The 20,941-nt window shown below is 42.9% G+C and carries 20 protein-coding genes and 2 pseudogenes; 14 read left to right on the top strand and 8 right to left on the bottom strand.

Going from position 1 to position 20,941, the window contains the following annotated elements; genetic code table 11:
• Window positions 1–80: 80 nt before the first annotated feature.
• Complete coding sequence (locus HC246_RS22000; RefSeq protein ID WP_169365563.1) at window positions 81–3,002, top strand: cation-translocating P-type ATPase; 2,922 nt, start codon at window positions 81–83, stop codon at window positions 3,000–3,002.
• Between the two features lie 21 nt (window positions 3,003–3,023).
• On the opposite strand, the gene HC246_RS21995 is transcribed toward HC246_RS22000, so the two are convergent.
• From HC246_RS21995 to HC246_RS21970, 6 genes are all read right to left on the bottom strand, one after another.
• The gene (locus HC246_RS21995) at window positions 3,024–4,127 is read right to left on the bottom strand and encodes a universal stress protein (protein ID WP_211167904.1); all 1,104 of its coding nucleotides are present in this window, start codon (window positions 4,125–4,127) and stop codon (window positions 3,024–3,026) included.
• A complete protein-coding gene (gene kdpC, locus HC246_RS21990; protein ID WP_169365562.1) occupies window positions 4,124–4,750 on the bottom strand; it encodes a K(+)-transporting ATPase subunit C in 627 nt (208 codons plus the stop codon). Before kdpC ends, HC246_RS21995 begins: the two co-directional genes overlap by 4 nt.
• A 159-nt stretch (window positions 4,751–4,909) precedes the next feature.
• The gene (locus tag HC246_RS21985; RefSeq protein ID WP_169365561.1) at window positions 4,910–5,137 is read right to left on the bottom strand and encodes a potassium-transporting ATPase subunit F; all 228 of its coding nucleotides are present in this window, start codon (window positions 5,135–5,137) and stop codon (window positions 4,910–4,912) included.
• A 137-nt stretch (window positions 5,138–5,274) separates the two neighbouring features.
• A complete protein-coding gene (kdpB, locus tag HC246_RS21980) occupies window positions 5,275–7,359 on the bottom strand; it encodes a potassium-transporting ATPase subunit KdpB (protein ID WP_169365560.1) in 2,085 nt (694 codons plus the stop codon).
• A 119-nt stretch (window positions 7,360–7,478) separates the two neighbouring features.
• A complete protein-coding gene (gene kdpA, locus HC246_RS21975) occupies window positions 7,479–9,191 on the bottom strand; it encodes a potassium-transporting ATPase subunit KdpA (RefSeq protein ID WP_169365559.1) in 1,713 nt (570 codons plus the stop codon).
• 249 nt (window positions 9,192–9,440) lie between these two features.
• The gene (locus tag HC246_RS21970; protein WP_169365558.1) at window positions 9,441–9,599 is read right to left on the bottom strand and encodes a hypothetical protein; all 159 of its coding nucleotides are present in this window, start codon (window positions 9,597–9,599) and stop codon (window positions 9,441–9,443) included.
• 372 nt (window positions 9,600–9,971) lie between these two features.
• On the opposite strand from HC246_RS21970, the gene HC246_RS26770 reads away from it, so the two are divergent.
• The 12 genes and pseudogenes from HC246_RS26770 to HC246_RS21920 all read left to right on the top strand — a co-directional run bounded on the left by HC246_RS26770 (window position 9,972) and on the right by HC246_RS21920 (window position 16,378).
• On the top strand, window positions 9,972–11,363 hold the full coding sequence (locus HC246_RS26770) for an NACHT domain-containing protein (RefSeq protein WP_169365557.1): 1,392 nt from the start codon (window positions 9,972–9,974) through the stop codon (window positions 11,361–11,363).
• 22 nt (window positions 11,364–11,385) lie between these two features.
• Window positions 11,386–12,447: an IS4 family transposase gene (locus tag HC246_RS21960; protein ID WP_169362074.1), complete on the top strand. Its 1,062-nt coding sequence runs from the start codon at window positions 11,386–11,388 to the stop codon at window positions 12,445–12,447.
• 174 nt (window positions 12,448–12,621) lie between these two features.
• Window positions 12,622–13,617, top strand: a complete 996-nt coding sequence (locus HC246_RS21955; RefSeq protein ID WP_169365556.1) for an NACHT C-terminal helical domain 2-containing protein — start codon at window positions 12,622–12,624, stop codon at window positions 13,615–13,617.
• A gap of 158 nt (window positions 13,618–13,775) precedes the next feature.
• Window positions 13,776–14,030, top strand: a complete 255-nt coding sequence (locus HC246_RS21950) for a hypothetical protein (protein ID WP_169365555.1) — start codon at window positions 13,776–13,778, stop codon at window positions 14,028–14,030.
• Between the two features lie 3 nt (window positions 14,031–14,033).
• A pseudogene (locus tag HC246_RS27055) lies at window positions 14,034–14,141 on the top strand (hypothetical protein); the annotation flags it as partial.
• Window positions 14,142–14,207: 66 nt separating this feature from the next.
• Window positions 14,208–14,534, top strand: coding sequence for a DUF433 domain-containing protein (locus HC246_RS21945; RefSeq protein WP_169365554.1), 327 nt, complete (start codon window positions 14,208–14,210; stop codon window positions 14,532–14,534).
• Window positions 14,535–14,537: 3 nt separating this feature from the next.
• Window positions 14,538–14,879, top strand: a complete 342-nt coding sequence (locus tag HC246_RS21940) for a DUF5615 family PIN-like protein (protein WP_169365553.1) — start codon at window positions 14,538–14,540, stop codon at window positions 14,877–14,879.
• Between the two features lie 178 nt (window positions 14,880–15,057).
• Window positions 15,058–15,306 (top strand): DUF433 domain-containing protein, encoded by a 249-nt coding sequence (locus HC246_RS21935; protein WP_169365552.1) that lies wholly within the window; start codon window positions 15,058–15,060, stop codon window positions 15,304–15,306.
• Window positions 15,303–15,665, top strand: a complete 363-nt coding sequence (locus HC246_RS21930) for a DUF5615 family PIN-like protein (protein ID WP_169365551.1) — start codon at window positions 15,303–15,305, stop codon at window positions 15,663–15,665. The genes HC246_RS21935 and HC246_RS21930 overlap by 4 nt, the downstream gene beginning before the upstream one ends.
• A gap of 12 nt (window positions 15,666–15,677) precedes the next feature.
• Window positions 15,678–15,794: pseudogene (locus HC246_RS27160) on the top strand (hypothetical protein); the annotation flags it as partial.
• An 84-nt stretch (window positions 15,795–15,878) separates the two neighbouring features.
• Window positions 15,879–16,100, top strand: coding sequence for a hypothetical protein (locus HC246_RS21925; RefSeq protein WP_169365550.1), 222 nt, complete (start codon window positions 15,879–15,881; stop codon window positions 16,098–16,100).
• Window positions 16,097–16,378 (top strand): type II toxin-antitoxin system RelE/ParE family toxin, encoded by a 282-nt coding sequence (locus HC246_RS21920; protein ID WP_169365549.1) that lies wholly within the window; start codon window positions 16,097–16,099, stop codon window positions 16,376–16,378. The genes HC246_RS21925 and HC246_RS21920 overlap by 4 nt, the downstream gene beginning before the upstream one ends.
• A 96-nt stretch (window positions 16,379–16,474) precedes the next feature.
• Here the strand turns inward: HC246_RS21920 and HC246_RS21915 are convergent, their stop codons facing one another.
• Window positions 16,475–16,648, bottom strand: coding sequence for a hypothetical protein (locus HC246_RS21915; protein ID WP_169365548.1), 174 nt, complete (start codon window positions 16,646–16,648; stop codon window positions 16,475–16,477).
• A gap of 95 nt (window positions 16,649–16,743) precedes the next feature.
• Between HC246_RS21915 and dnaX the strand changes: the two genes are divergently transcribed.
• A complete protein-coding gene (dnaX, locus tag HC246_RS26085) occupies window positions 16,744–19,839 on the top strand; it encodes a DNA polymerase III subunit gamma/tau (protein WP_169365547.1) in 3,096 nt (1,031 codons plus the stop codon).
• A 33-nt stretch (window positions 19,840–19,872) separates the two neighbouring features.
• On the opposite strand, the gene HC246_RS21905 is transcribed toward dnaX, so the two are convergent.
• Window positions 19,873–20,880, bottom strand: coding sequence for an NAD(P)/FAD-dependent oxidoreductase (locus HC246_RS21905; protein ID WP_169365546.1), 1,008 nt, complete (start codon window positions 20,878–20,880; stop codon window positions 19,873–19,875).
• Window positions 20,881–20,941 lie beyond the last annotated feature (61 nt).

Below are 20,941 nucleotides of genomic sequence, written 5' to 3'. Positions count from 1 at the left end.
ATTTAAGGTTTCATAAAAGTATCTGGTGCTAGGTTTAATCACATCTCTACAGAGATATGATTAACAAGGAGTAGACAGGTATGGCATCACTTCATCAACCAATCTGGGCATTATCCTTTGAAGAAGTCTATGAATCCCTCAACACTCATGCCAACGGATTATCTCAGGACGAAGCGAGAGAGAGATTAGAGAAGTTTGGTGCAAATGAATTGCCTGAGCCTGTGCAGCGTCCATTGTGGCTCAGATTTCTGGATCAATTGACCCACTTCATGGCTCTGTTGCTATGGGTTGCAGGAATTTTAGCTTTTATTTCACGGACTCCTGAACTGGGTTGGGCAATTTGGTCAGTCATCTGGATTAATGGAATTTTTAGCTTTTGGCAAGAGTTCCAAGCAGAGAAAGCCTTGTCAGCCTTAAAAAAAGTATTACCGATGCAGGTCAAGGTTTATCGCAATGGCGAACTCAAGCAGATTCCCGCGCGAGAACTGGTGCGTGGCGATGTCATGCAATTGGAAGAAGGCGATCGCATTTCCGCAGATGCCCGTTTAATTTCCGCAGAAAGTCTATATCTCGATGTGTCAGTGATGACGGGGGAATCTCTTCCTGTAGCTCGGAATGCTTACCCTGTAAGGTTACGGGAAGCCGTTTCAGTGCGTGGTGGTAAGACGATGCTCCGCCAAGGGGAACAGCCCTTACAGGAAAAGGTTAATCCCTCAGAAATTGCCAACCTTGTTTTAGCAGGCTCCACCGTGGCGGCTGGTCGAGCCGTAGCCGTGGTTTATTCGACGGGCGCAGAAACTGAGTTTGGACAGGTCGCACATTTGACCACTGTGGTGAAGCGCGATCCCAGCACCCTAGAAGTGCAAGTGGCAAGGATCGTGCGAATCATTACCGCGATCGCAGTCAGTATGGGTGTACTGATCTTTTTATTGGCATACTTTCTCGTTGGCATAGAAGTCAAAGAAAGCTTTATTTTCGCGATCGGTATTATTGTGGCTCTAGTCCCAGAGGGATTATTACCGACTGTCACCTTGTCTTTAGCGATCGGTGTCCGCCGCATGGCAAGAAAGAATGCTTTGGTAAGAAGACTTTCGGCTGTGGAATCTCTGAGTGCTACTACGGTCATTTGCACTGATAAAACAGGCACATTAACCAAAAATGAAATGACAGTGCGTTATCTCTGGCTACCAACGCAACCCGATGGCGAGGCTGATCATGCGATTACCAATCAAAACCGCCTAATTGAAGTCACAGGTGCAGGTTACGATCCCACCAGTGGGAAAGTCCATCTCCCCGCAGATTCCGAAATTGCATGGAAAGCCAAAATTCTGCTCATTGGTTCTGCACTTTGCTCTAATGCCCGTTTAGTCCATCTCAACGCCCCCAGTCGCTGGCAAGAAATTGGAGATCCCACGGAAGCGGCTCTCTTAGTGGCAGCAGCGAAAGCAGAATTAAATTTAGAAGAATTACAAAAACAGTTCCCTCGCCTAAGGGAAATTCCCTTTGACTCGCGCCGCCTCATGATGACCGTCATTTTGAATTGGCAGTCATCAGCATTATGGAAGGACGAACTTCCCAATCTTGCCTTTACCAAAGGCGCACCCTTAGAAGTTCTTAAACATTGTCATTGGATTTTGCGTGATGGTGAGCAACAGGAATTGACCCATGACTATTGGCAGGAGGTGGTCACGGCAAATGATGATTTGGCTAAGCAAGGTTTTCGGGTACTAGGTCTGGCGGCGCGACGGGGTGGACAGGAACTGATCGATCTTAAGGCACAGGATCTAGAGCAAAATCTGATCTTCATCGGTTTAGTTGCCATGTTCGACCCACCTCGCGATGAAGTACCCAAGGCGATCGCCCAATGTCATCAAGCAGGGATCAAAGTCACGATGGTAACGGGAGATTACGGACTTACTGCTGAGGCGATCGCCCATCAAATTGGTCTAGTTGGCGATCGCGTGCGGGTTGTCACTGGCGAAGGTATGGGGCATCTCTCCGACGCACAACTGCGCCAAGTTGTGAAATATCGACATGGACTGGTGTTTGCACGGATGTCCCCTGAGCATAAATTGCGCTTGGTGCAAGCCTATAAGGATATTGGCGAAATCGTGGCGGTCACAGGTGATGGTGTAAATGATGCGCCTGCCCTACGTGCGGCGAATATTGGCGTGGCAATGGGGCAGAATGGCACGGATGTGGCGCGAGAGGCTGCTGATATTGTGCTGACCGATGATAACTTCGCGACGATTGTTGTAGCGATCGAGCAGGGGCGATCGGTATATCAAAATATTCGCAAGTTTATGACCTACATTTTGGCATCCAATGTGGCGGAACTAGTGCCATTTCTAGCGATGGTGATCTTCAAAATCCCCCCTGCTTTGATCATTATGCAGATTCTAATCGTTGATTTAGGAACGGATATTTTGCCTGCTCTCGCCTTGGGAACCGAACGCGCAGAATTAGGAACGATGCAGTTGCCACCCCGCGCCAAATCGAAACCATTGCTCGATCGCTCTTTGTTATTACGCGCTTACTGTTTCTTAGGACTCATCGAGGCAACCTTAGGGATGTTCGGATTCTTCTGGGTATGGCATAGCTATGGCTATGACTTTAACTCCCTGCAAGCGATCGCCCCTGCCATTCTTTCCCATACTACTAACCCAGAAATCACTTTCATTTATGCTCAAGCAACCACTATGACCTTAGCGATCATCGTAGCTTGTCAAGATGGTAATGTTTTTGCCTGTCGTTCCGAGCAGACTTCGATCTTCCGAATCGGTTTCTTCTCTAATCCTTTCATCTGGTTAGGAATTGCCACAGAATGGATCTTGATTATCTCAATCATTGAATTTTCGCCCCTACGCCAGATCTTTGCGACTGCTCCCTTGACTATTTGGCAATGGTCACTCTTGCTAATCTGTCCTCCGATTTTGCTAGGTGCAGAGGAACTTCGCAAATCGTTCCTTCGCAAGCGTAAGAGACGGATCGCTGTTCCATAGATAGAATGTCGTGCATTCTATCTAAATATCTGAGGTCTTACTTGTGGAAATGATGTGAATGTCAACATTTTTGAGAAGCCTTAAAATCCTTTGGGTGAGAGAACCCTTAAATAAAATTTGCCAGCGTGATTTCTGACTCTCGCCCATGACAATCTGCGTGACTCGATAGCTTTTTGCAGTATCGACGATCGCTTTCAAGGCATTACCATCACGCACACGGATAAAAGTCCCCTCAAATTCCTTACATAGGCGTTCACAGGTTTCAATGTGCAAACTTTCGGCTTTAGTCAAAAAGCGATCGGGATCGTCAACAAATAGCACATATAACTGAGCGTGCATATAGTTGGCAATCCTTGCCCCTCTTCGCAGTAATTGTAGCGAATTAGGATAGGTAGAAACGCAGACTAAAACTCGTTCGTGAATATTACAAATAGGGTTTGCTGAGGACAATGACTGATCATGAGCTTCCAGATCATCTTCGATGTTATCGGCAATTTCCCGCAGCGCTAACTCTCGTAAAGCAATCAAATGGCGACGCTGAAAGAAATTATTCAGAGATTGATCGATTTTTTCAGGAGCATAGATTTTACCGTCGCGTAGCCGTTCTTGGAGGGTTTCAGGGGTAACATCAACGACAACGACTTCATCGGCAACTTCTAAGATGCGATCGGGAATGCGCTCCCGCACAATTATGCCTGTAATCTTTGCCACTGTGTCATTTAGGCTCTCAATATGCTGAATATTTACAGTGGAATAGACATCAATCCCTGCTTCGAGAAGTATTTCTACATCCTGATAACGCTTTTCCCGTTCAGAATTTGGCACATTCGTATGAGCCAATTCATCTACAAGTGCTAGCTGTGGCTGACGTTTGAGAATTGCATCCGTATCCATTTCCGTAAGAGTCACAGAATTACAAGTAATCTGTTGACGGGGAACTAGTTCCAATCCTTTTGCCTTTTCTGCGGTTTCAATACGGTTATGGGTTTCCAATAGTCCAATGACCACATCAATTCCCTCAGCACGAAGCCGATGCCCTTCCTCTAGCATCCGATAGGTTTTCCCGACTCCCGGACTCATACCAATAAAGATTTTATGCTTACCGCGTCGATGGGTTTTAATCATAAACTATCTAAGGCTAGGTTTAACTTCAAAACATTCACACCATCTTCGCCAAAGATACCGAGAAAACGACGATCAGTATTTTGTTGAATTAATGTTTCTAGCTTACTAGGTTCAACTTTGCGAGCTAGAGCTACTTTTTGGATTTGAGCTTTCGCGGCTTCAGGTGTGATGTGAGGATCGAGACTAGAACCAGAAGTATAAATCAAATCTGCGGTGGGTTTAATGCCTGCTGTTTGCAGTCTTGGGATATCTCCCGCGATCGCCTTACTAGGATCGGGATCGGACTTACCTTTAATGCGATTTAGCAAATCGGGATTGCTAGGAGCTAAATTACTCGCGCCTGAAACTCCAGTTTTCAAAATACCAGCATCATCTTTTTGAGGATTAACGGTGCTGTAGTTGGTGGTACTAGGGCGACTATTGAAATATTTGTCACTGGTAAATGGTTGTCCGATCAATGCAGAACCAACTATTTGACCTTGAGCATTACGGATGAGGCTACCATTGGCTTGATTTGAGAGAAATGGTAATTGCGCGATCGCTAATATTCCAAACGGATAAATTACAGCGACGAGTATCCAGAGAACAAGTGTGGCACGAATAGCTTTAATAATTTCGTTCATAGGTTTGTGGGATTAGCTTTTAGCCTTTAGCTTTTAGCTTTTAGCTTTTTGGTAATTGCTGATTGGTGATTGGTAATTGAAGGTTCAAGTTTAGGTATAGGCTTTATTAGCTAACAGCTAATCGCTAATCGCTAACAGCTAATCGCTAACAGCCCAAAACTAAAACTTCTCAGGTTGAAACATGACGACAAAGAGATAGATGGAAAAGGCAAAGGTGGCAATTCCTAAAAGTCCTAGAGCGTAGGCTTGGAATTTGGTGAAGCTTTCAGCATTAGCGGCATAGACAGCGGGCGCAACAATGAGGTTGAGGCAGAGGGCAAAGAAGAGATATTTGGGATATTTTTTCTTGAGAGCCAGTTGCCATAGATCGGACAGAAATTTGTTCATAGTAGATTAAAAATAAACTAAAAGTCAGAATCACAGATTAGACAGATTAAGGGATTACGCAGATTTCTAGATTTGACTGTTAGCTTATTGAAATAGGATCAAAATCCGTGAAATCAAATAATCCGTTTAATCAGTGTTCAAACAATTGGTAGAAGAATATCAATGAATTTGATGGCAATAAATGGAGCGATTACGCCGCCTAGTCCGTAAAGCAGAATATTGCGCTGGAGGAGTTGATCGGCGGTGAGAGGTCGAAATTTGACACCTTTGAGGGCTAAGGGAATTAGGGCAGGAATGATCAAAGCGTTGTAGATCAATGCTGAGAGAATTGCCGATTGGGGACTCTTGAGACCCATGATATTTAATGCGCCAATTCCTGCGGCAGCAAAGATCGTGGGGATAATTGCGAAGTATTTGGCGATGTCATTGGCGATCGAAAAAGTGGTCAATGCACCGCGAGTAATCAGTAATTGTTTACCGATCGCTACAAGATCAATTAACTTTGTCGGATCGCTATCCAAATCCACCATATTTGCAGCTTCCTTGGCGGCTTGTGTGCCTGAGTTCATCGCTACACCTACATTTGCCTGAGCCAAGGCAGGAGCGTCATTTGTGCCATCCCCTGTCATCGCTACTAGTTTGCCCTGAGCCTGTTCGCTACGAATGACTTCGATTTTATCTTCGGGAGTTGCCTCAGCGATGAAGTCGTCAACCCCTGCCTCTTTAGCAATTACGGAAGCAGTAATCTGGTTATCGCCTGTGAGCATGATCGTACGGACACCCATGCGCCGCAGTTGGTCAAAACGTTCGCGTAATCCGGGTTTGACAATATCTTTGAGATAAATGACTCCGTAGAGGTCGCCGCCCTGACATAAGCCCAAGGGAGTGCCGCCTAGTTTGGAGACTTTCTCATAGGCAGATTCAAATTCCTCTGGAACATGTCCAGCACGCGATCTCACAAAGCCTCGAATTGCATCTACGGCTCCCTTGCGAACTTCGATATTATCGGGTAAATCTGTACCACTCATGCGGGTACGGGCGGAGAAGTCAATGCCTTTAGCTTGGTCGCGATCGAATTTAAGCACGGCTCCCGATTGTTCGGCTAACTGCACAATCGATCGCCCTTCAGGGGTTTCATCAAAGATGCTTGCGGCGAGGGCAACCGTGGCAACTTCAGCGAGTCTGTGACCATTAACGGGGATAAACTCATCGGCGAGGCGATTGCCAAGGGTAATTGTGCCAGTTTTATCGAGAACGAGGGTGTTAATATCACCGCAAGCTTCGACAGCACGCCCAGAGGTGGCAATCACATTAAACTGAGCGACTCGATCCATACCTGCAATGCCGATCGCACTGAGTAAGCCGCCAATCGTCGTCGGAATCAGCGCAACTAAAAGGGAAACCAGAATTGCGATCGTGGTGGGCGTATTCACATAATTCGCAAGGGGAGTCATCGTGGCTACGACAATCAGAAATACCTGTGTTAGCACCGTTAGCAGTACCGTCAAGGCAATTTCGTTAGGCGTTTTTGTGCGCTCGGCTCCTTCGACTAGGGCAATCATGCGATCGATAAATCCCTGTCCGGGGTCGGCAGTAATCCGAATCGTCAATTCATCGGACACTACGCGAGTACCGCCTGTAACGGAACTAGCGATATCTGTCCCCGGTTGTTTGAGAACGGGAGCCGATTCGCCTGTGATCGCAGATTCATCAACAGAAGCTAAACCTGCGATCACTTCACCATCGGCAGGAATCATCTCACCGATCGCTACTTTCACCAAATCACCACGCCGCAATTCCGTAGAGCTTGTGGGCTGAACCGTGCCATCGGGCAGAACTTTACGAGCGATCGTATCCGATCGCGTGGTGCGTAGGGAATCAGCCTGAGCCTTACCCCGTCCCTCGGCGATCGCCTCGGCAAAGTTGGCAAATACCACTGTAAAAAAGAGAATGATCGTAATCGCGCCATTGAGAAGCCGTTGTTGATTGGGATCGGCTTGGACATTGCCAAAGAGATTCGGATCGATGGTGACAAGCAAAGTCACCAATGTCCCAACCCAAACCATAAACATGACAGGATTTCGCACCGCAATTTTAGGATTCAGTTTACGGAACGCATCGCGAATAGCACGTTGATATAGTCCCGCCATTGATGCTTTGGGCGTATGTTTACGCGAGTCGCGAGTGCCGCTAGGCATGGGTTTTATTGAAGAATTATTCATAGAATTTGAAATTATCTGTGACTATCCAGATCCCCGACTTTTTGTGTGAATTTACAAGTTATCTTTGATTTGGCAGAAAAAGTCGGGGATCTCAACCTCCACCTCTAGCAATGGGGATCTCAACCTCCACCTCTAGCAATTAAGAAAGCTTCGGCAATTGAACCAAGTGCCAGTACTGGAAAGAAAGTTAAAGCTCCCATAATCAAAATCACACCAGCCGTAACGCTAGTAAATAGGACGGTATCGGTTCTCAATGTGCCTGTGGTCATCGCCACAGGTTGCTTACGTGAGATGCCATCCGCTAGAAGTAATAAAGCGATCGCAGGAATATATCGCCCGCCTAACAAACTGGCGGAAGTGCTGAGATTCCACCATAGAGCAGAGCTTGCGGGTTGGGTGTCGGCTAAGCCTTCAAAACCAGAACCATTATTGGCGGCGGCTGAAGCATATTCATAGACAACTTGCGAGAGTCCATGAAATCCAGAATTACTAATCCCTGCCAACTGATCGGGAAATGCTAAGGCGATCGCACTGGGAATCAGAATAAAAATTGGATGGATTAGCAAAATCAAGAAACTCGTTAAAACCACTTCATTTTTCTCAATCTTGCGTCCAAAGAATTCTGGCGTTCTACCCACCATTAGCCCTGTCACAAATACCGCCAAAATTAAGTAGGCAAATAGATAGGCGGTTCCCGTTCCCTGTCCGCCCCAAATGATTTGTAGGAATAGATTTGACAGAGTGATAAAACCACCACTAGGCATCAGCGAATCGTGCATGGAATTCACTGCACCTGTCATCGTTCCTGTGGTGGTCACGGCAAATAGAGCCGACTGCGCCCAACCAAAACGAACTTCTTTCCCTTCAAGGTTAGGGCTTTGAGAACCAAGTAACGCATTTACCAGAGGATTGCCTTGGTATTCGCCAATTCCTACCACGACAATAAAAATTACATAGAGAATAAATACCATTCCAAAAATGAGCCAAGCTTGCTTCCGATTATGGGCAATTTCACCATAGGCAAAAATTAGCGCCGTAGGAATGGAAATCATCGCCAAAATCTGAATCAGATTCGTAAAGCCATTGGGATTCTCAAAGGGATGGGTGGAATTAGCGCTAAAAAATCCGCCACCATTTTCGCCCAGTTGCTTAATAATCTCGAAATGGGCGACAGGGCCGATCGCGATCGCTTGACTAATATTTGCATCCTCTAAAGTTGGCACAACTACGGGAGCCGATAGGGTTTCGGGGACACCTGCGGCGATGAATATAATTGAGCCAATAATGCTAATCGGTAACAGGATTCTCGTAATCGACTGCGTTAAATCTACATAGAAATTACCAAGCGATCGCCCAGTTAACCCACGAATAAAGGCAATTCCAATCGCTAATCCCGTACCCGCAGAGGTAAAGAATAAAAATCCTAAACCCAAGGTCTGCGTGAAGTAACTGAGAGTGGTTTCACCAGCATAGTGCTGCTGGTCAGTATTGGTAATAAAGGAAATCGTGGTATGTAAGGCGGTATCCCAACTAGGAGCGCCCAAGCCTGTAGGATTTAGCGGTAATGCTCCCTGAAACATGATCATCAGGAATAGCATGATCGCCATGACCAAATTGCTATACAAAATCGCACGAGCATATTGCCAGCCCGTCATTTGCACCTTTGACTGCACACCACTGAGACTAAAAATCAAATTCTCTAATGGTGTCAGAACTTTATCTAGAAATGTCTTTTGTCCTAAAAACACCCGTGCGATGTAACGACCAAATATCGGTGCGATCGCTACAATCAGCAACAGTGTAATTCCTATCTGCATCCATCCTTGTAGCATGGAGATTTCTACTTCCTTTTGAGTCGATGAAGTATCAAGCAATTGCTGTGATAGTCAAATCATCAACCTATTTCTCTACTCTGACAAGGTATATCTTTCTGTTTAGAATTCTCTTGCTTACTTAAGTATAGATTTTAAACATTTTCAAGATTGCGTTGTTTAGATAGTGTTTAGATGGTGTTTAGTTAGCGATCGCTTGATTGCTTGTTGATAGGTTTATGAGTATAGCGATCGCAATTGCACTCATGACTATTCTCTGCCGAGGTTGAATAGTTGACGGAGAAAGGCAGCGATCGCAGCAAGGGAGATCGCTCCTGATACAGAGTAGCTGATGGGCATGATTAGCGGAGTGATGTCGAGGTTGGGGTTAGCGCTAGTTGCGGGTTCGGTCGTTTGTGTGTTTTTCATTGTCTTGATTTAATTCGATGAAATCTATGTTAGGTGCGATCGCTAAAAACATCGACCTGAGCTAGGTTTGAGCTATGTCTAAGTTGTGTTTGCGTTATGTCTGACTTATGTTTTTATTGGTGTTTTGGATATTTTGGTAGGGGTTTAGCATTTGCGGCAATGTTTTAGAATTCTCGCAACACTCTCTGTTGGCAAATGCTAAATCCTCTTTGCGGTTGGTAGATGGTTGTAAATTGCGAGGGGTTTGGGCAGAGCATTCCTGATTTGGTGATGGTGGTGAGGTTTATAGATATTTACAGGAATGCTCTGCCCCTACGGCTGGTTAATTTGGATAAAATAAATCTGGTAAGGTTTTTGTGAGGATTTTGGGTTGTGAGCGATCAATCTTTAATTGCAACAAAGGCAGGTATCAATCTCGCGAAAAATGCTTTGACGGGTAAGAAGTTAACGCAAGAGAAGCTAATGGAATTAGTTGATGTGCAGTCACGCTCTACAATTTCCAATTTCTTCACGGGTAAACCTGTAGATCGCCAAATCTTTGTCACAATCTGCGAAAATCTAGAAATTAATTGGCAAGAAGTCTCTGGAAGACTCTCATCGCAGTCTAAGAAATCGGCGGCGAAAGAAAGTATAGATATTGAGTCATTGGTACAACTAGCACGAAAGCAATGTGCTGCGGATATTCTCAAACGTTGCGGGACGATGCAAATTTTAACGATGCCTCAAGAAATAGGGCTAGGAGAAATTTATACGGATGTCAAACTTTTTGATCGTGTTCTGGGTAAAAGGTTTCTGACTGAAAAAGAGTATCTTGCCGAGCTAGATCCGACAGATTGGGAACAAACTGGTTTTGCGGGATTAGAACTGCGTAAAGATCGTTTAGATGGATTAGAAGTTGTTAGTCAATTTTTGAGATTGATGGTTTTGGGTAGACCGGGGGCAGGAAAGACTACATTTCTCAAGCATTTAGCTATTTTGTGCAATTCAGAGAAATTTGAGCCTGAGCGTGTGCCGATTTTTGTAACTTTGCAGGATTATGCACGAAATGAAGAATCTCTAGAGTCATTTATTCGCAGAAAATGGAATGAAGATTGTGGAATTAGCGATCCATTAGTGTTGAAGGATATTTTAGAATCGGGTCAGGCTTTGATATTGCTTGATGGGCTAGATGAAGTTATTGAAAGTCGTCGCTTAGCTGTAATTAGGGCAATTGAAAATTTAGCTGGGGCATACGATCAGGCGCGGATTGTTGTTACCTGTCGAATAGCAGCAAAGGAATATATTTTTCCAAAATTTCGAGAGGTTCAAGTTGCTGAATTTGATAAATGGCAAATACAATCTTTTGTCTCAAAATGGTTTGAGCAAGACAAAGAGAGAATCTCAAAGTTTTTTGCGAAATTAGAAGAACGTCCTCGAATTAAACATCAAGCTTCAAATCCTTTGTTGTTAACGTTCTTATGTTTAATTTTTGAAGACAGGAATGATTTCTATGAAAATCGTGCACTACTTTATGAAAAAGGTATTGACCTCCTAATGGAGCGCTGGGATAGTAGCCGAGAGAAAGAGCGGGATGCAGTTTACAAAGGGCTTTCAACTCAACGAAAGGAAGAAATGTTAAGCCTGTTAGCTTTTGAGACTTTTCAGGAAGAGCTACTATTATTTTCACGAGATCGTGCTGCTAATTCTATTGCTACTTACATTAAAGACCTTAGTACAGGACAAAAAGTTGCAAAAGTAGGCAGGGAGGGGTTTTATAAAAGATAACCACATCGTAAATAAAACCCCTATGAAAGAGATTAACCTATTCCGAGAAAAGTTGCAGCAACATCTGCAATGGAATAGAGCAAGACTAGCCTTTGTGTCCATGTTCTTGATCGCGCTAATGCGAGTAAAGACAGTAAACCTAGCTGAAATTGCCACAGGATTTAGTGGTTATGCCAAAGTCGAATCACACTATAAGAGGTTACAGAGATTTTTTCGAGACTTTGAAGTGGACTATGAAAAGATCGCACTCATGGTCGTCAAAGTCATGCAAATCCCCGAACCTTGGGTAATTTCTATCGACCGCACCGATTGGGAATTCGGTAAAACCGTGTTTAATGTGCTGACATTGGGAATAGTGCATTACGGTATTGCATTCCCGTTGGTATGGATGATGCTGGACAAAAAAGGTAACTCAAACACCCGTGAGCGCTGTGAATTGTGTAATCGATTTCTGGAAATATTTGGAGACCGCAAAATCGACTTTTTGAGTGCAGACCGAGAGTTTGTCGGTGAGGATTGGTTAGATTACTTGTTGTGTGAACCATGTAACCGTTTTCGTATCCGCATTCGTAAAAATACTTTGCTCAATGACGGGCAGAAAAAACTGCGTGCCGACATTTGTTTTCAAGACCTCCAAGTTGGTCAGTCCAAAGTATTGTCCAAGCCCAGAAAGGTTTGGAACCATTGGCTTCGTATAGCCGCTATGCGTCTTGATGATGGCGATTTATTAATTGTCGCGACGACTCATGACCCTGATACGGCTATTGCTGACTATGCTAAGCGTTGGGCTATTGAGACTTTATTCGGGTGCTTTAAAACCCGTGGCTTTTGTTTGGAGTCCACTCATCTTCAAGATCCTGAACGTCTTTCCAAACTAATTGCTTTGCTTACTCTGGCTTTATGTTGGGCTTTTTCTTCTGGGCTTTGGTTGGCTCAACTAAATCCCCTCAAGCCTAAAAAACACGGTCGTCTTCCTAAAAGCATTTTTCGCCTTGGTTTTGATTTCCTTCGTCACATCATCTTTGACTTACATCTCAATTCTCAAGCCTTCTTTAACTCCATTAAATTTTTGTCCTGTACTTAGATTAAAGACTTAAGAGATGTAATTGGAGATCGTGAGGCATTATTAGCAAATGGGCGTAAAATTGTAACTTCAATAGAATCACAACATGGACTATTAACGGAAAGGTTTGATGGGGTTTACTCTTTTTCTCACCTCACATTTCATGAATATTTTACAGCGTATGAGATTGTACGAGTGCAACAGTCTTCGCCAGAGATTTTGGAAGAGCTAGTTTCACACTTATTTGATAAAAAGTGGCGTGAGGTATTTTTGTTAACAGTAGAAATGTCACCTCAACGTAGTGCTAATCATTTGTTATTAAAAATGAAGATAGCAATTGATAATTTATTGGCAGAGGATGAGAAGTTACAAAGCTTTTTGCACTGGGTTAATGAAAAGTCTATAGCAGTGACATCTCCCTATAAACTTGAAGCAATTCGAGCTTACTACTTGTCATTTTATTGTTTTTCTTTCAGTATTAGCTTTACATTCGCTGGTGAGAAGCAATATGAAATGAGTAGAGAACTTGCACTTGATCTTGATCTTTCTTCTAATATAGATAGAAATATTACGCGCAAAAAGAAGATTCAACATTTCAATATAAAAAATATTAATCAAAAATACGAATTTGACCTTTTTAGAACGATAGAAACATATATGATATTACTTGTTAACCGTGAACTTCTTAGGAAAGGTGATCTATCTTTCATAAGTAGGGAAGACAATGATGTTATCACTATGCTAAAGCTTTTTGACTCATTACATTACGATGAAAGTCTTGACCTTATCAACTATATTCAGCTTAATCTAGAAAGAGAATTGCAAACTGCATTTGATCATATTCTTAAATATACAAAGACAATTAAAGGAGATAGAGAATATCAGTGCCTACAAGATCTAAGAGATTTAATGCCTGATCCGAATCAAAATTTAGATTCTTTTAACTCTTGGTGGTTAACTAATGCTCAAGAATGGACTGAAAAGCTGCGTTTATTAATTATTCAGTATTACAATATTGGACATGAGTGGAAATTTACAGAAGAACAAGAACAAAAATTAAACAATTACTATAAAGCCAATCAACTTTTAGTGGAATGCATGAAGAGTGATTGTAATGTTAGTCGTGAAGTTAGACAGAAAATAGAAAATACATTGCTTTTACCTTTGTTGCATCCTGACAATCAGACGTAGAATAAAAATCTATTGCTGATACAAGCGATTTAAAAAAGGTGATTGATCGCTTAGTTTACAAACTCTATCAACTCACCTATGACGAAGTAAAAATTATTGATCCAGAATTTGAACTCACAGAATAAGAATACACAGCAATTAAAACAAGATAAAAAACTATGGAAAAAGTTATTAATAAAGTCTCACTCAAAAAACAAACCAGCGATTTCCACTACTGGCAAAAGCAAACACCCCAAAAACGCCTAGAAGCACTCGAACAAATCCGCCAAGAATATCACCAATATAAATACAATGCTCAACCAAGATTTCAAAGAGTTTATACAATTATTAATCTTGACAACCTCAAAAAAAATAAATTAGCCTCTGGGCGACTACAAGATTTAGCCGACTTAGAAAAGCTACAAGACGAGTAAGGCGATCGCCATGCTGATACGGTAAAAGAAGAAAATGCGATCGACGCTCTAGTTTATCAACTTTATGGGTTGACAGAAGAAGAGATTAAAATAGTAGAAGGAGAGAGGTGACAAGGAAAAAGTAGAAAGGAAAAAGGAAAAATTAGAGTAACTTTATAAATATCCAATTAAAAAACTATGACACTTAAAGAACTAGAACCTCAACTACTCGCACTCTCACCCACAGAAAAATCCCAAGCAATTCAACTAATCCTTAATAGCTTATTAAATAGTTGGCACGGCATTGAGAAAACATTAAACGTATGTGGCGGTGATGCCTGTATCCGTAACACCAGAATCCCCGTTTGGCTATTAGTCAGCTACCAACAACAAGGGCTTAGTGACGCAAAAATATTAGAAGCATATCCAACCCTAAACGCCGTTGATCTAGCAAATGCTTGGATATACGCCGAAAGCCATCCCCAAGAAATTGCCACAGCAATCCTTGAAAACGAGGCAGATTAGGCAATGTTCAAACTCTATGCAGATGAGCAATTCCCATTGCCTGTCGTCAAAATTTTGCGTGCTTTAGGGTATGACATTCTGACCGTACAAGACGCAGGAAAAGCAGAACAAAAAATACCCGACCCTGAAGTCCTGCACTATGCCATTAGCCCCAATCGAGCCATCTTAACCATGAATCGTCGGGATTTTATTCGTTTACACGCACAAACACCTCAACATAAAGGCATCGTGATTAGTCGAAGTAGCACCAACTGGGAAAAAATTGCCCAAGCCATACATAATCATCTCTCTCAATTTGAGACTATAGAAAAACAATTCATTAGAATCAAATTACCATCGATATAAAACTGTCAACTGTAAGGCGATCGCCATGCTGATACGAGCGAATTAGAAAAGAAGTGCGATCGCTTAGTTTATAAACTCTATCAACTCACCTATGAAGAAGTAAAAATCATCGACCCAGAATTTGAAATAACAGAACAAGAATACACAGCAATTTAAATAGAGTAAAAGGTAAAAAACAATGAAAACAATAGCAGGACTAGATCGCATAACCTTTGACCCCAAAATTATGGCAGGTCAAGCTTGCATTCGCGGAATGCGGATACCCGTATCAGTAGTCATCAACCTCATCGCCAACGGCTTATCAACAGCCGAAATAATTGAAGACTATCCCTATCTCGAACCAGAAGACATTCAGCAAGCGCTTAGATATGCCGCTTGGCTCACTCAAGAGCGAGTCATCTTTTGGCAAATCCCCCAAGCAGTATGAAATTCTTAGGTGATATGGGCATCTCTCCCCGCACAATTGCACTTTTGAGAGAACAAGGCTATGACGCAATCCACCTGATTGAAGAGAATCTAGAAAAGATGACAGATCCCAATATTTTAGAAAAAGCTCGCCAAGAGGAACGAATATTACTTACTGTAGATTTAGACTTTGCCCAACTATTAGCAATTAGCGGCGAAAGCTTACCCAGTGTTATTTTATTTCGTCTAGGAAATGTAAGCAGAGAAGTCGTTAACCGTCATTTGTTAGCAATCATTAATGACTATGCCACAGAACTTACAAATGGTGTAATCATCTCTGTAAGCGATGTTTCAATTCGATTAAGATACTTACCGATTTAATTATGAACGGTCAAAAAAGGCGATCGCCACGCTGATACAAGCGAATTAGAAAAGGCAATTAATGCTTTAGTTTATCAACTTTATGGGTTGACAGAAGAAGAGATTAAAATAGTGGAAGGAGAGAGATGATAAGGAAAAAGTAGAAAGGAAAAAGAGCAAAAAATTTGAGGTTTGGCTATAATCAAGACGTTTAAACCTATTAGGAGATCTAAAATGGTTACATTAGAAGAAGCAATTTTAACAGTTAATCAGCTTTCAATTGAGCAAAGAGAAATGCTTTTAGAAATTGTTAAGAATCAAATGATTGAAGCTCGTCGAGAGGAAATTGCTCAAGATGCCAAAGAAGCGATCGCTGCCTTTCATCGTGGAGAGTTAAAACCTCAACCCATAGAAGAAATCATTTCTGAACTAAAAGCAACTTTGGCAGAAGAATGAGAGAACTAGTTTTAACGCCAAAATTCAAACGAGCATTTCGGAAATTTGTCAAGCGTAATTCTCAGCTTGAACCAAGACTAATTCAAATATTACAATTGATGAAAGAGGACGTTTTTGCAACCCAGTTAAGTACCCATTCACTGCAAGGAAAATTAGCAGGATTAAAAGCCTGTTCCTGTGGCTATGACTGTAGAATTTTATTTACTATAGAAATTTCTGAAGAACAGACAGAAGTAATAGTTCTACTTGATATTGGTACTCACGATGAAGTCTACTAGCGATCGCCATGCTGACACAAGCGAATTAGAAAATGTGATCGCTATAGAAATTCGGCAAGCATTAGAACAATTTAAGGTAAACATTAATATTAATACTTAATTCGGCTGACCCAAAAAAATTAACCAACCCATCCCCAAAAGTTCAGACCCACCAGCGCCAATCCCCAATCCCTTGACGACCTTTTGAACCCTTTCATGTCGCAACTGTTGCCGAGACTGAGTTGCAGACCCTAAATTCCGACTATTTTCCTCTGGTGTTGGTGCTGTCATAATTACTAGCACTTAAACTGTCAACAAGTATAACTGTCCTAAATCAAATGGTATACTTGCATATTTGACTAGCGCTTGAGCATCCCCGTGTTCCTATGGGCTATGAGCCACTCCACCACAAATATCGCCCGCAGATCTTTGCCGACCTCGTCGGACAAGAAGCGATCGCGCATACCCTAACCAATGCCTTAAATACTAAGCGCATCGCTCCTGCATACTTATTTACAGGCGCAAGGGGGACTGGCAAAACATCGAGTGCGCGGATCATGGCAAAGTCGCTCAATTGCCTAAGCTCTGATAGTCCTACTCCTCATCCCTGCGGCAAGTGTGAGCTATGCCATAGTATTGCAAATGGCAACGCCCTAGATATTACCGAAATCGACGCAGCAAGTAATACGGGTGTCGATAATATTCGCGAATTAATCGAACGCGCCCAATTTGCGCCAGTTAAGGCTCGGTTTAAGGTTTATATTATTGACGAATGTTTGACGGGCGATACCCTTGTCCAGACCGATACAGGTTTAATGCGTATTGACAATCAAGATCTGTTGGGGAAGCAGGTACTTAGCTATAACGAGTTTTTGTCAACATGGGAATACAAAAAGGTTTTACGTTGGCTAGATCGTGGCGTAAAACCTACGTTAATTATTAAAACCAATCAGCGATCGCTTCAATGTACAGGTAATCATTTAATTAGAACAGAATCAGGATGGACAGCAGCAAGCAATATCAAAGTTGGGATGAACATATTGTCCCCTGCGCCTGTGGATGCGGGGAAAGGCTTGAAGTCCCTCAATTCTTACTTCAAAAAGGTAGAGGATTACAGAGCATCTTGTCCTACTGGAAGCGACATCCCTACAAAAAAAGTCACGGAATCTGGGAACGCCGCACAGACAATTATCGTGCAGCAGCAGGAACAATCTCCGTTGAAATACTGGGACTCATCTATGGCACATTATTGGGAGATGCTGCCATTACCTACCCAAATAAGCATAGTCGATTCCCAAGAATTGCTTGGACACACGGTTATAAACAAAAAGAGTGGCTGGAATACAAAATTAGTAGATTGTCAGAATTACGCCCAAATTTCCGTATTGCCAAGAATGATGGCTATGGGGATATCTCAGTCTGTAGCAGCACCATGTGCCATCCCCAACTCAATACCGTATTTGATGTGGTTAAGTCCACAGGAACTACCAAAAACGTTTCTATGGAATGGCTTGAGCAAATTACTCCTGAAGGTTTGGCATGGTGGTATATGGATGATGGAGCGCTTATGCTCACCCCAGAGGGAAGTCCAACCATTCACTTATCTACAGAAGGATATTCTTGGGAAGAAAATCAACTTATTGAATCTTGGTTGCAGTCAATCGGATATGCAGCTAAAGTTCAGTCCTACACAAGAGGAACTAAAACCTATAACTACATTTGCATGGGGGCAAATGCCAGTAGAAAATGGCTGTCAGATCTACAGCAATACTCTATCCCCTCAATGGAGTACAAATTTGGAGAGGGTAGAATCTGTAACAGTCGTTGGTGATGAGCCAGTTTATGACATTGAAGTAGAAGACAATCATAACTTTGTCGCTAATGGGCTGCTAGTTCATAACTGTCATATGTTGAGCACAGCAGCATTTAATGCATTACTGAAAACCTTAGAAGAACCCCCCGATCGCGTTACCTTTATACTTGCTACAACCGACCCGCAGCGCGTATTACCGACAATTATTTCGCGTTGTCAGCGTTTTGACTTTCGGCGAATTCCCCTTGATTCGATGGTCAAGCATTTAGGGAAGATCGCCGCCAATGAGAACATTAATATTCATATTGAAGCCCTCACTCTCGTTGCCCAAATTGCACAGGGAGGACTACGTGATGCCGAATCTCTACTTGACCAGTTGAGTTTATTAGATGGAGAGATTACGGTTGAGGCAGTTTGGGATTTAGTTGGCTCTGTACCAGAACAGGATTTGCTGTCATTAATTGAAGCGATCGCCACAGATCATTCCACGCAATTAATTGACTATGTGCGGCGGATTATGGATCGGGGACGTGAACCCTTGATCGTGTTGCAGAACTTGGCGAATGTGTATCGGGATTTATTAATTGCGAAAACCGCCAGCGATCGCAGTGATCTCGTAGCAATGACCAGTTCAGGCTGGGAACGCCTAGTACAGCTAGCTCAGACCTTGCCAACTCCCAATATCTTGCTTGGTCAGCAGCATTTGCGATCGGCAGAATTACAAATTCGTAACTCCACCCAACCACGTTTGTGGTTAGAAGTGACCTTGATGGGTTTATTACCTTCTGCACAAGGCGCGATCGCGCTATCTCATCCGCAATCATCAAACACATTTACATCTCAGGCTACTCCTCCACGCAATATTAGCCCACAACCTATCTCTCAACTGACTAAACAGAATCCCATTCCACAGGCATCATCCAACCCAAAACAAGATTTACCATCTGTTGCTCCAGAGACGATTTCCCATCTTCCTATTGAACAGCCTGTTACAAAAAATAGCCCTGAAACATCTATCCCTGCTTCTATCTCTTTGCCAAATGTCGAAGCTCCAATTTCTTCTCGAAATGACGATCTAAATGATTTTGCTTCAGTGGGATATGACCTTGATCAACTATGGCAAAACCTTTTGCCAATGTTGCCATCACCAACGAGAGCAATCTTTGTGCAAATGGAAGCTCGCTTCTTAGAAGTTGATACCAATAGCGTCAAAATCGGTTTAGGCGGTAAGCGTGATGAAACCACTAAAAATATTGCTGTTCAAAAGCGTCCTGAGCTAGAAAATGCTTGCTCTCAATTGCTGAAACGCCCAATTAAGGTGATGTTTAAGTTTATTGCATCTCCTTCTCCATCAGAACAAACACAGGTACAAGTTCCTGCACCTTTACCCCACTCGCCAGCGATCTCACCTCCCCCACCAAGCCAAAATTCACAAGTACCATCCCCCAATCCAGTCATTCAGCCTGCTACAGCGATCGCTCCACCAATGCCGTCGATAAACTCATCTACAAATCAACCCGAACCTCCTGCGCCGACACAACCCAGAGGATTTGCTGTTTTATCGGAAGAAGAGAGGATTGTGAGGAATATGGCAGAATTCTTTAATGGACAGATTATCGATCTTGATGAAGAAGCAAACGACCAAGTGAGTTCAGAACAAATTAATTAAAAAATGGAATGCGGCGCTTTGCGCCGCATTCCATTAGGTCAAAGTAGCAGGAACTTTGATATTTTCTTCCCATTTGCGAGGAGGACTAGCACGGCGGATATTTCGCCAAATTTGAGTTGCGGCTAAAGTTCCATCCGCTACAGCGATCGAAACTTGATTCAAGCCTCTCTTCAAATCGCCAAGGGCAAAAATGCGATCGTGGCTAGTCTTGCACATATCATTAGTCACAAGATTCTGCCCATCATATTCCAACCCTTCAATGCCCTTGAGGTATTGATTGTGGTAAATCGAACCCATACCCACTAAGCCAGTGGTTGCTTCCACAATTGTGCCGTCGGTAAGTTCTACACCACTGAGTTGATGATTTTCACCGTGGAATTTAGCGATCGGGGCTTCGTACAAGGGATAGCCATGCTCTGCAAGCTTCTGTTTTGTTTTATCGCTAACTTCACATAATCCGTGAGTCAAGACAGAAATATAGGGAGTGAACCAGTTTAAGACAAAGGCAGCACCAATTTGTCCTTCTGTATTCGCGATTAACACAGCTTTCTGATCCCACATATCAAAACCATCGCAGATCATGCAGACATGAAGCGTATAGCCTGCATAATCATAGACATTTTGCATATCTTCTAATTGGGGCAAATTGTCGATAATTCCTGAAGCGGCAATTAAATACTTGCTACGAAATATAGGATAAATACTGTTAGTTTTGCCAACTTTTACTTTCACGGCAAAGGTTTCGCCTTCATCGACGACTTCTTCGACATAGCCACGCAAATGATCGGCTCCCCAATCCACAGCCGTCTTTGTACCATGATTTAAAATGTCGCGCCCTGGGGTGGTGGGGTCAAGTCCGACATAATTACGTAAATCTTGCATCCATAGCGATCGCCCCTTGCCTTTTTCGACAATTAGGCACTTCAGACCATAGCGAGCCAAATAGATTGCCGCCGATAGTCCACCCATGCCACCACCAACCACGATCGCATCGTAGACAGTATCAAGGCGCTCGTTTAGATTTTTGCTAGAGAGTTTCATAGCCACCCCATTTTTAAATTACATCAACGATAGAGAAGTGTGCAACGCACACTTCTCTTGT

The sequence above is a fragment of the Pseudanabaena yagii GIHE-NHR1 genome (genome assembly GCF_012863495.1).
Taxonomy (GTDB): domain Bacteria; phylum Cyanobacteriota; class Cyanobacteriia; order Pseudanabaenales; family Pseudanabaenaceae; genus Pseudanabaena; species Pseudanabaena yagii.
The sequence above is the reverse complement of the archived record's forward strand: the minus strand, read 5'-3'. Positions and strand labels throughout refer to the sequence as shown.

Coding starts and splice junctions, on each gene's coding strand:
- HC246_RS22000 (WP_169365563.1), top strand. CDS start 81: ATGGCATCACTTCATCAACCAATCTGGGCATTATCCTTTGAAGAAGTC.
- HC246_RS21995 (WP_211167904.1), bottom strand. CDS start 4,127: ATGATTAAAACCCATCGACGCGGTAAGCATAAAATCTTTATTGGTATG.
- kdpC (WP_169365562.1), bottom strand. CDS start 4,750: ATGAACGAAATTATTAAAGCTATTCGTGCCACACTTGTTCTCTGGATA.
- HC246_RS21985 (WP_169365561.1), bottom strand. CDS start 5,137: ATGAACAAATTTCTGTCCGATCTATGGCAACTGGCTCTCAAGAAAAAA.
- kdpB (WP_169365560.1), bottom strand. CDS start 7,359: ATGAATAATTCTTCAATAAAACCCATGCCTAGCGGCACTCGCGACTCG.
- kdpA (WP_169365559.1), bottom strand. CDS start 9,191: ATGCTACAAGGATGGATGCAGATAGGAATTACACTGTTGCTGATTGTA.
- HC246_RS21970 (WP_169365558.1), bottom strand. CDS start 9,599: ATGAAAAACACACAAACGACCGAACCCGCAACTAGCGCTAACCCCAAC.
- HC246_RS21960 (WP_169362074.1), top strand. CDS start 11,386: ATGAAAGAGATTAACCTATTCCGAGAAAAGTTGCAGCAACATCTGCAA.
- HC246_RS21950 (WP_169365555.1), top strand. CDS start 13,776: ATGGAAAAAGTTATTAATAAAGTCTCACTCAAAAAACAAACCAGCGAT.
- HC246_RS21945 (WP_169365554.1), top strand. CDS start 14,208: ATGACACTTAAAGAACTAGAACCTCAACTACTCGCACTCTCACCCACA.
- HC246_RS21940 (WP_169365553.1), top strand. CDS start 14,538: ATGTTCAAACTCTATGCAGATGAGCAATTCCCATTGCCTGTCGTCAAA.
- HC246_RS21935 (WP_169365552.1), top strand. CDS start 15,058: ATGAAAACAATAGCAGGACTAGATCGCATAACCTTTGACCCCAAAATT.
- HC246_RS21930 (WP_169365551.1), top strand. CDS start 15,303: ATGAAATTCTTAGGTGATATGGGCATCTCTCCCCGCACAATTGCACTT.
- HC246_RS21925 (WP_169365550.1), top strand. CDS start 15,879: ATGGTTACATTAGAAGAAGCAATTTTAACAGTTAATCAGCTTTCAATT.
- HC246_RS21920 (WP_169365549.1), top strand. CDS start 16,097: ATGAGAGAACTAGTTTTAACGCCAAAATTCAAACGAGCATTTCGGAAA.
- HC246_RS21915 (WP_169365548.1), bottom strand. CDS start 16,648: ATGACAGCACCAACACCAGAGGAAAATAGTCGGAATTTAGGGTCTGCA.
- dnaX (WP_169365547.1), top strand. CDS start 16,744: ATGGGCTATGAGCCACTCCACCACAAATATCGCCCGCAGATCTTTGCC.
- HC246_RS21905 (WP_169365546.1), bottom strand. CDS start 20,880: ATGAAACTCTCTAGCAAAAATCTAAACGAGCGCCTTGATACTGTCTAC.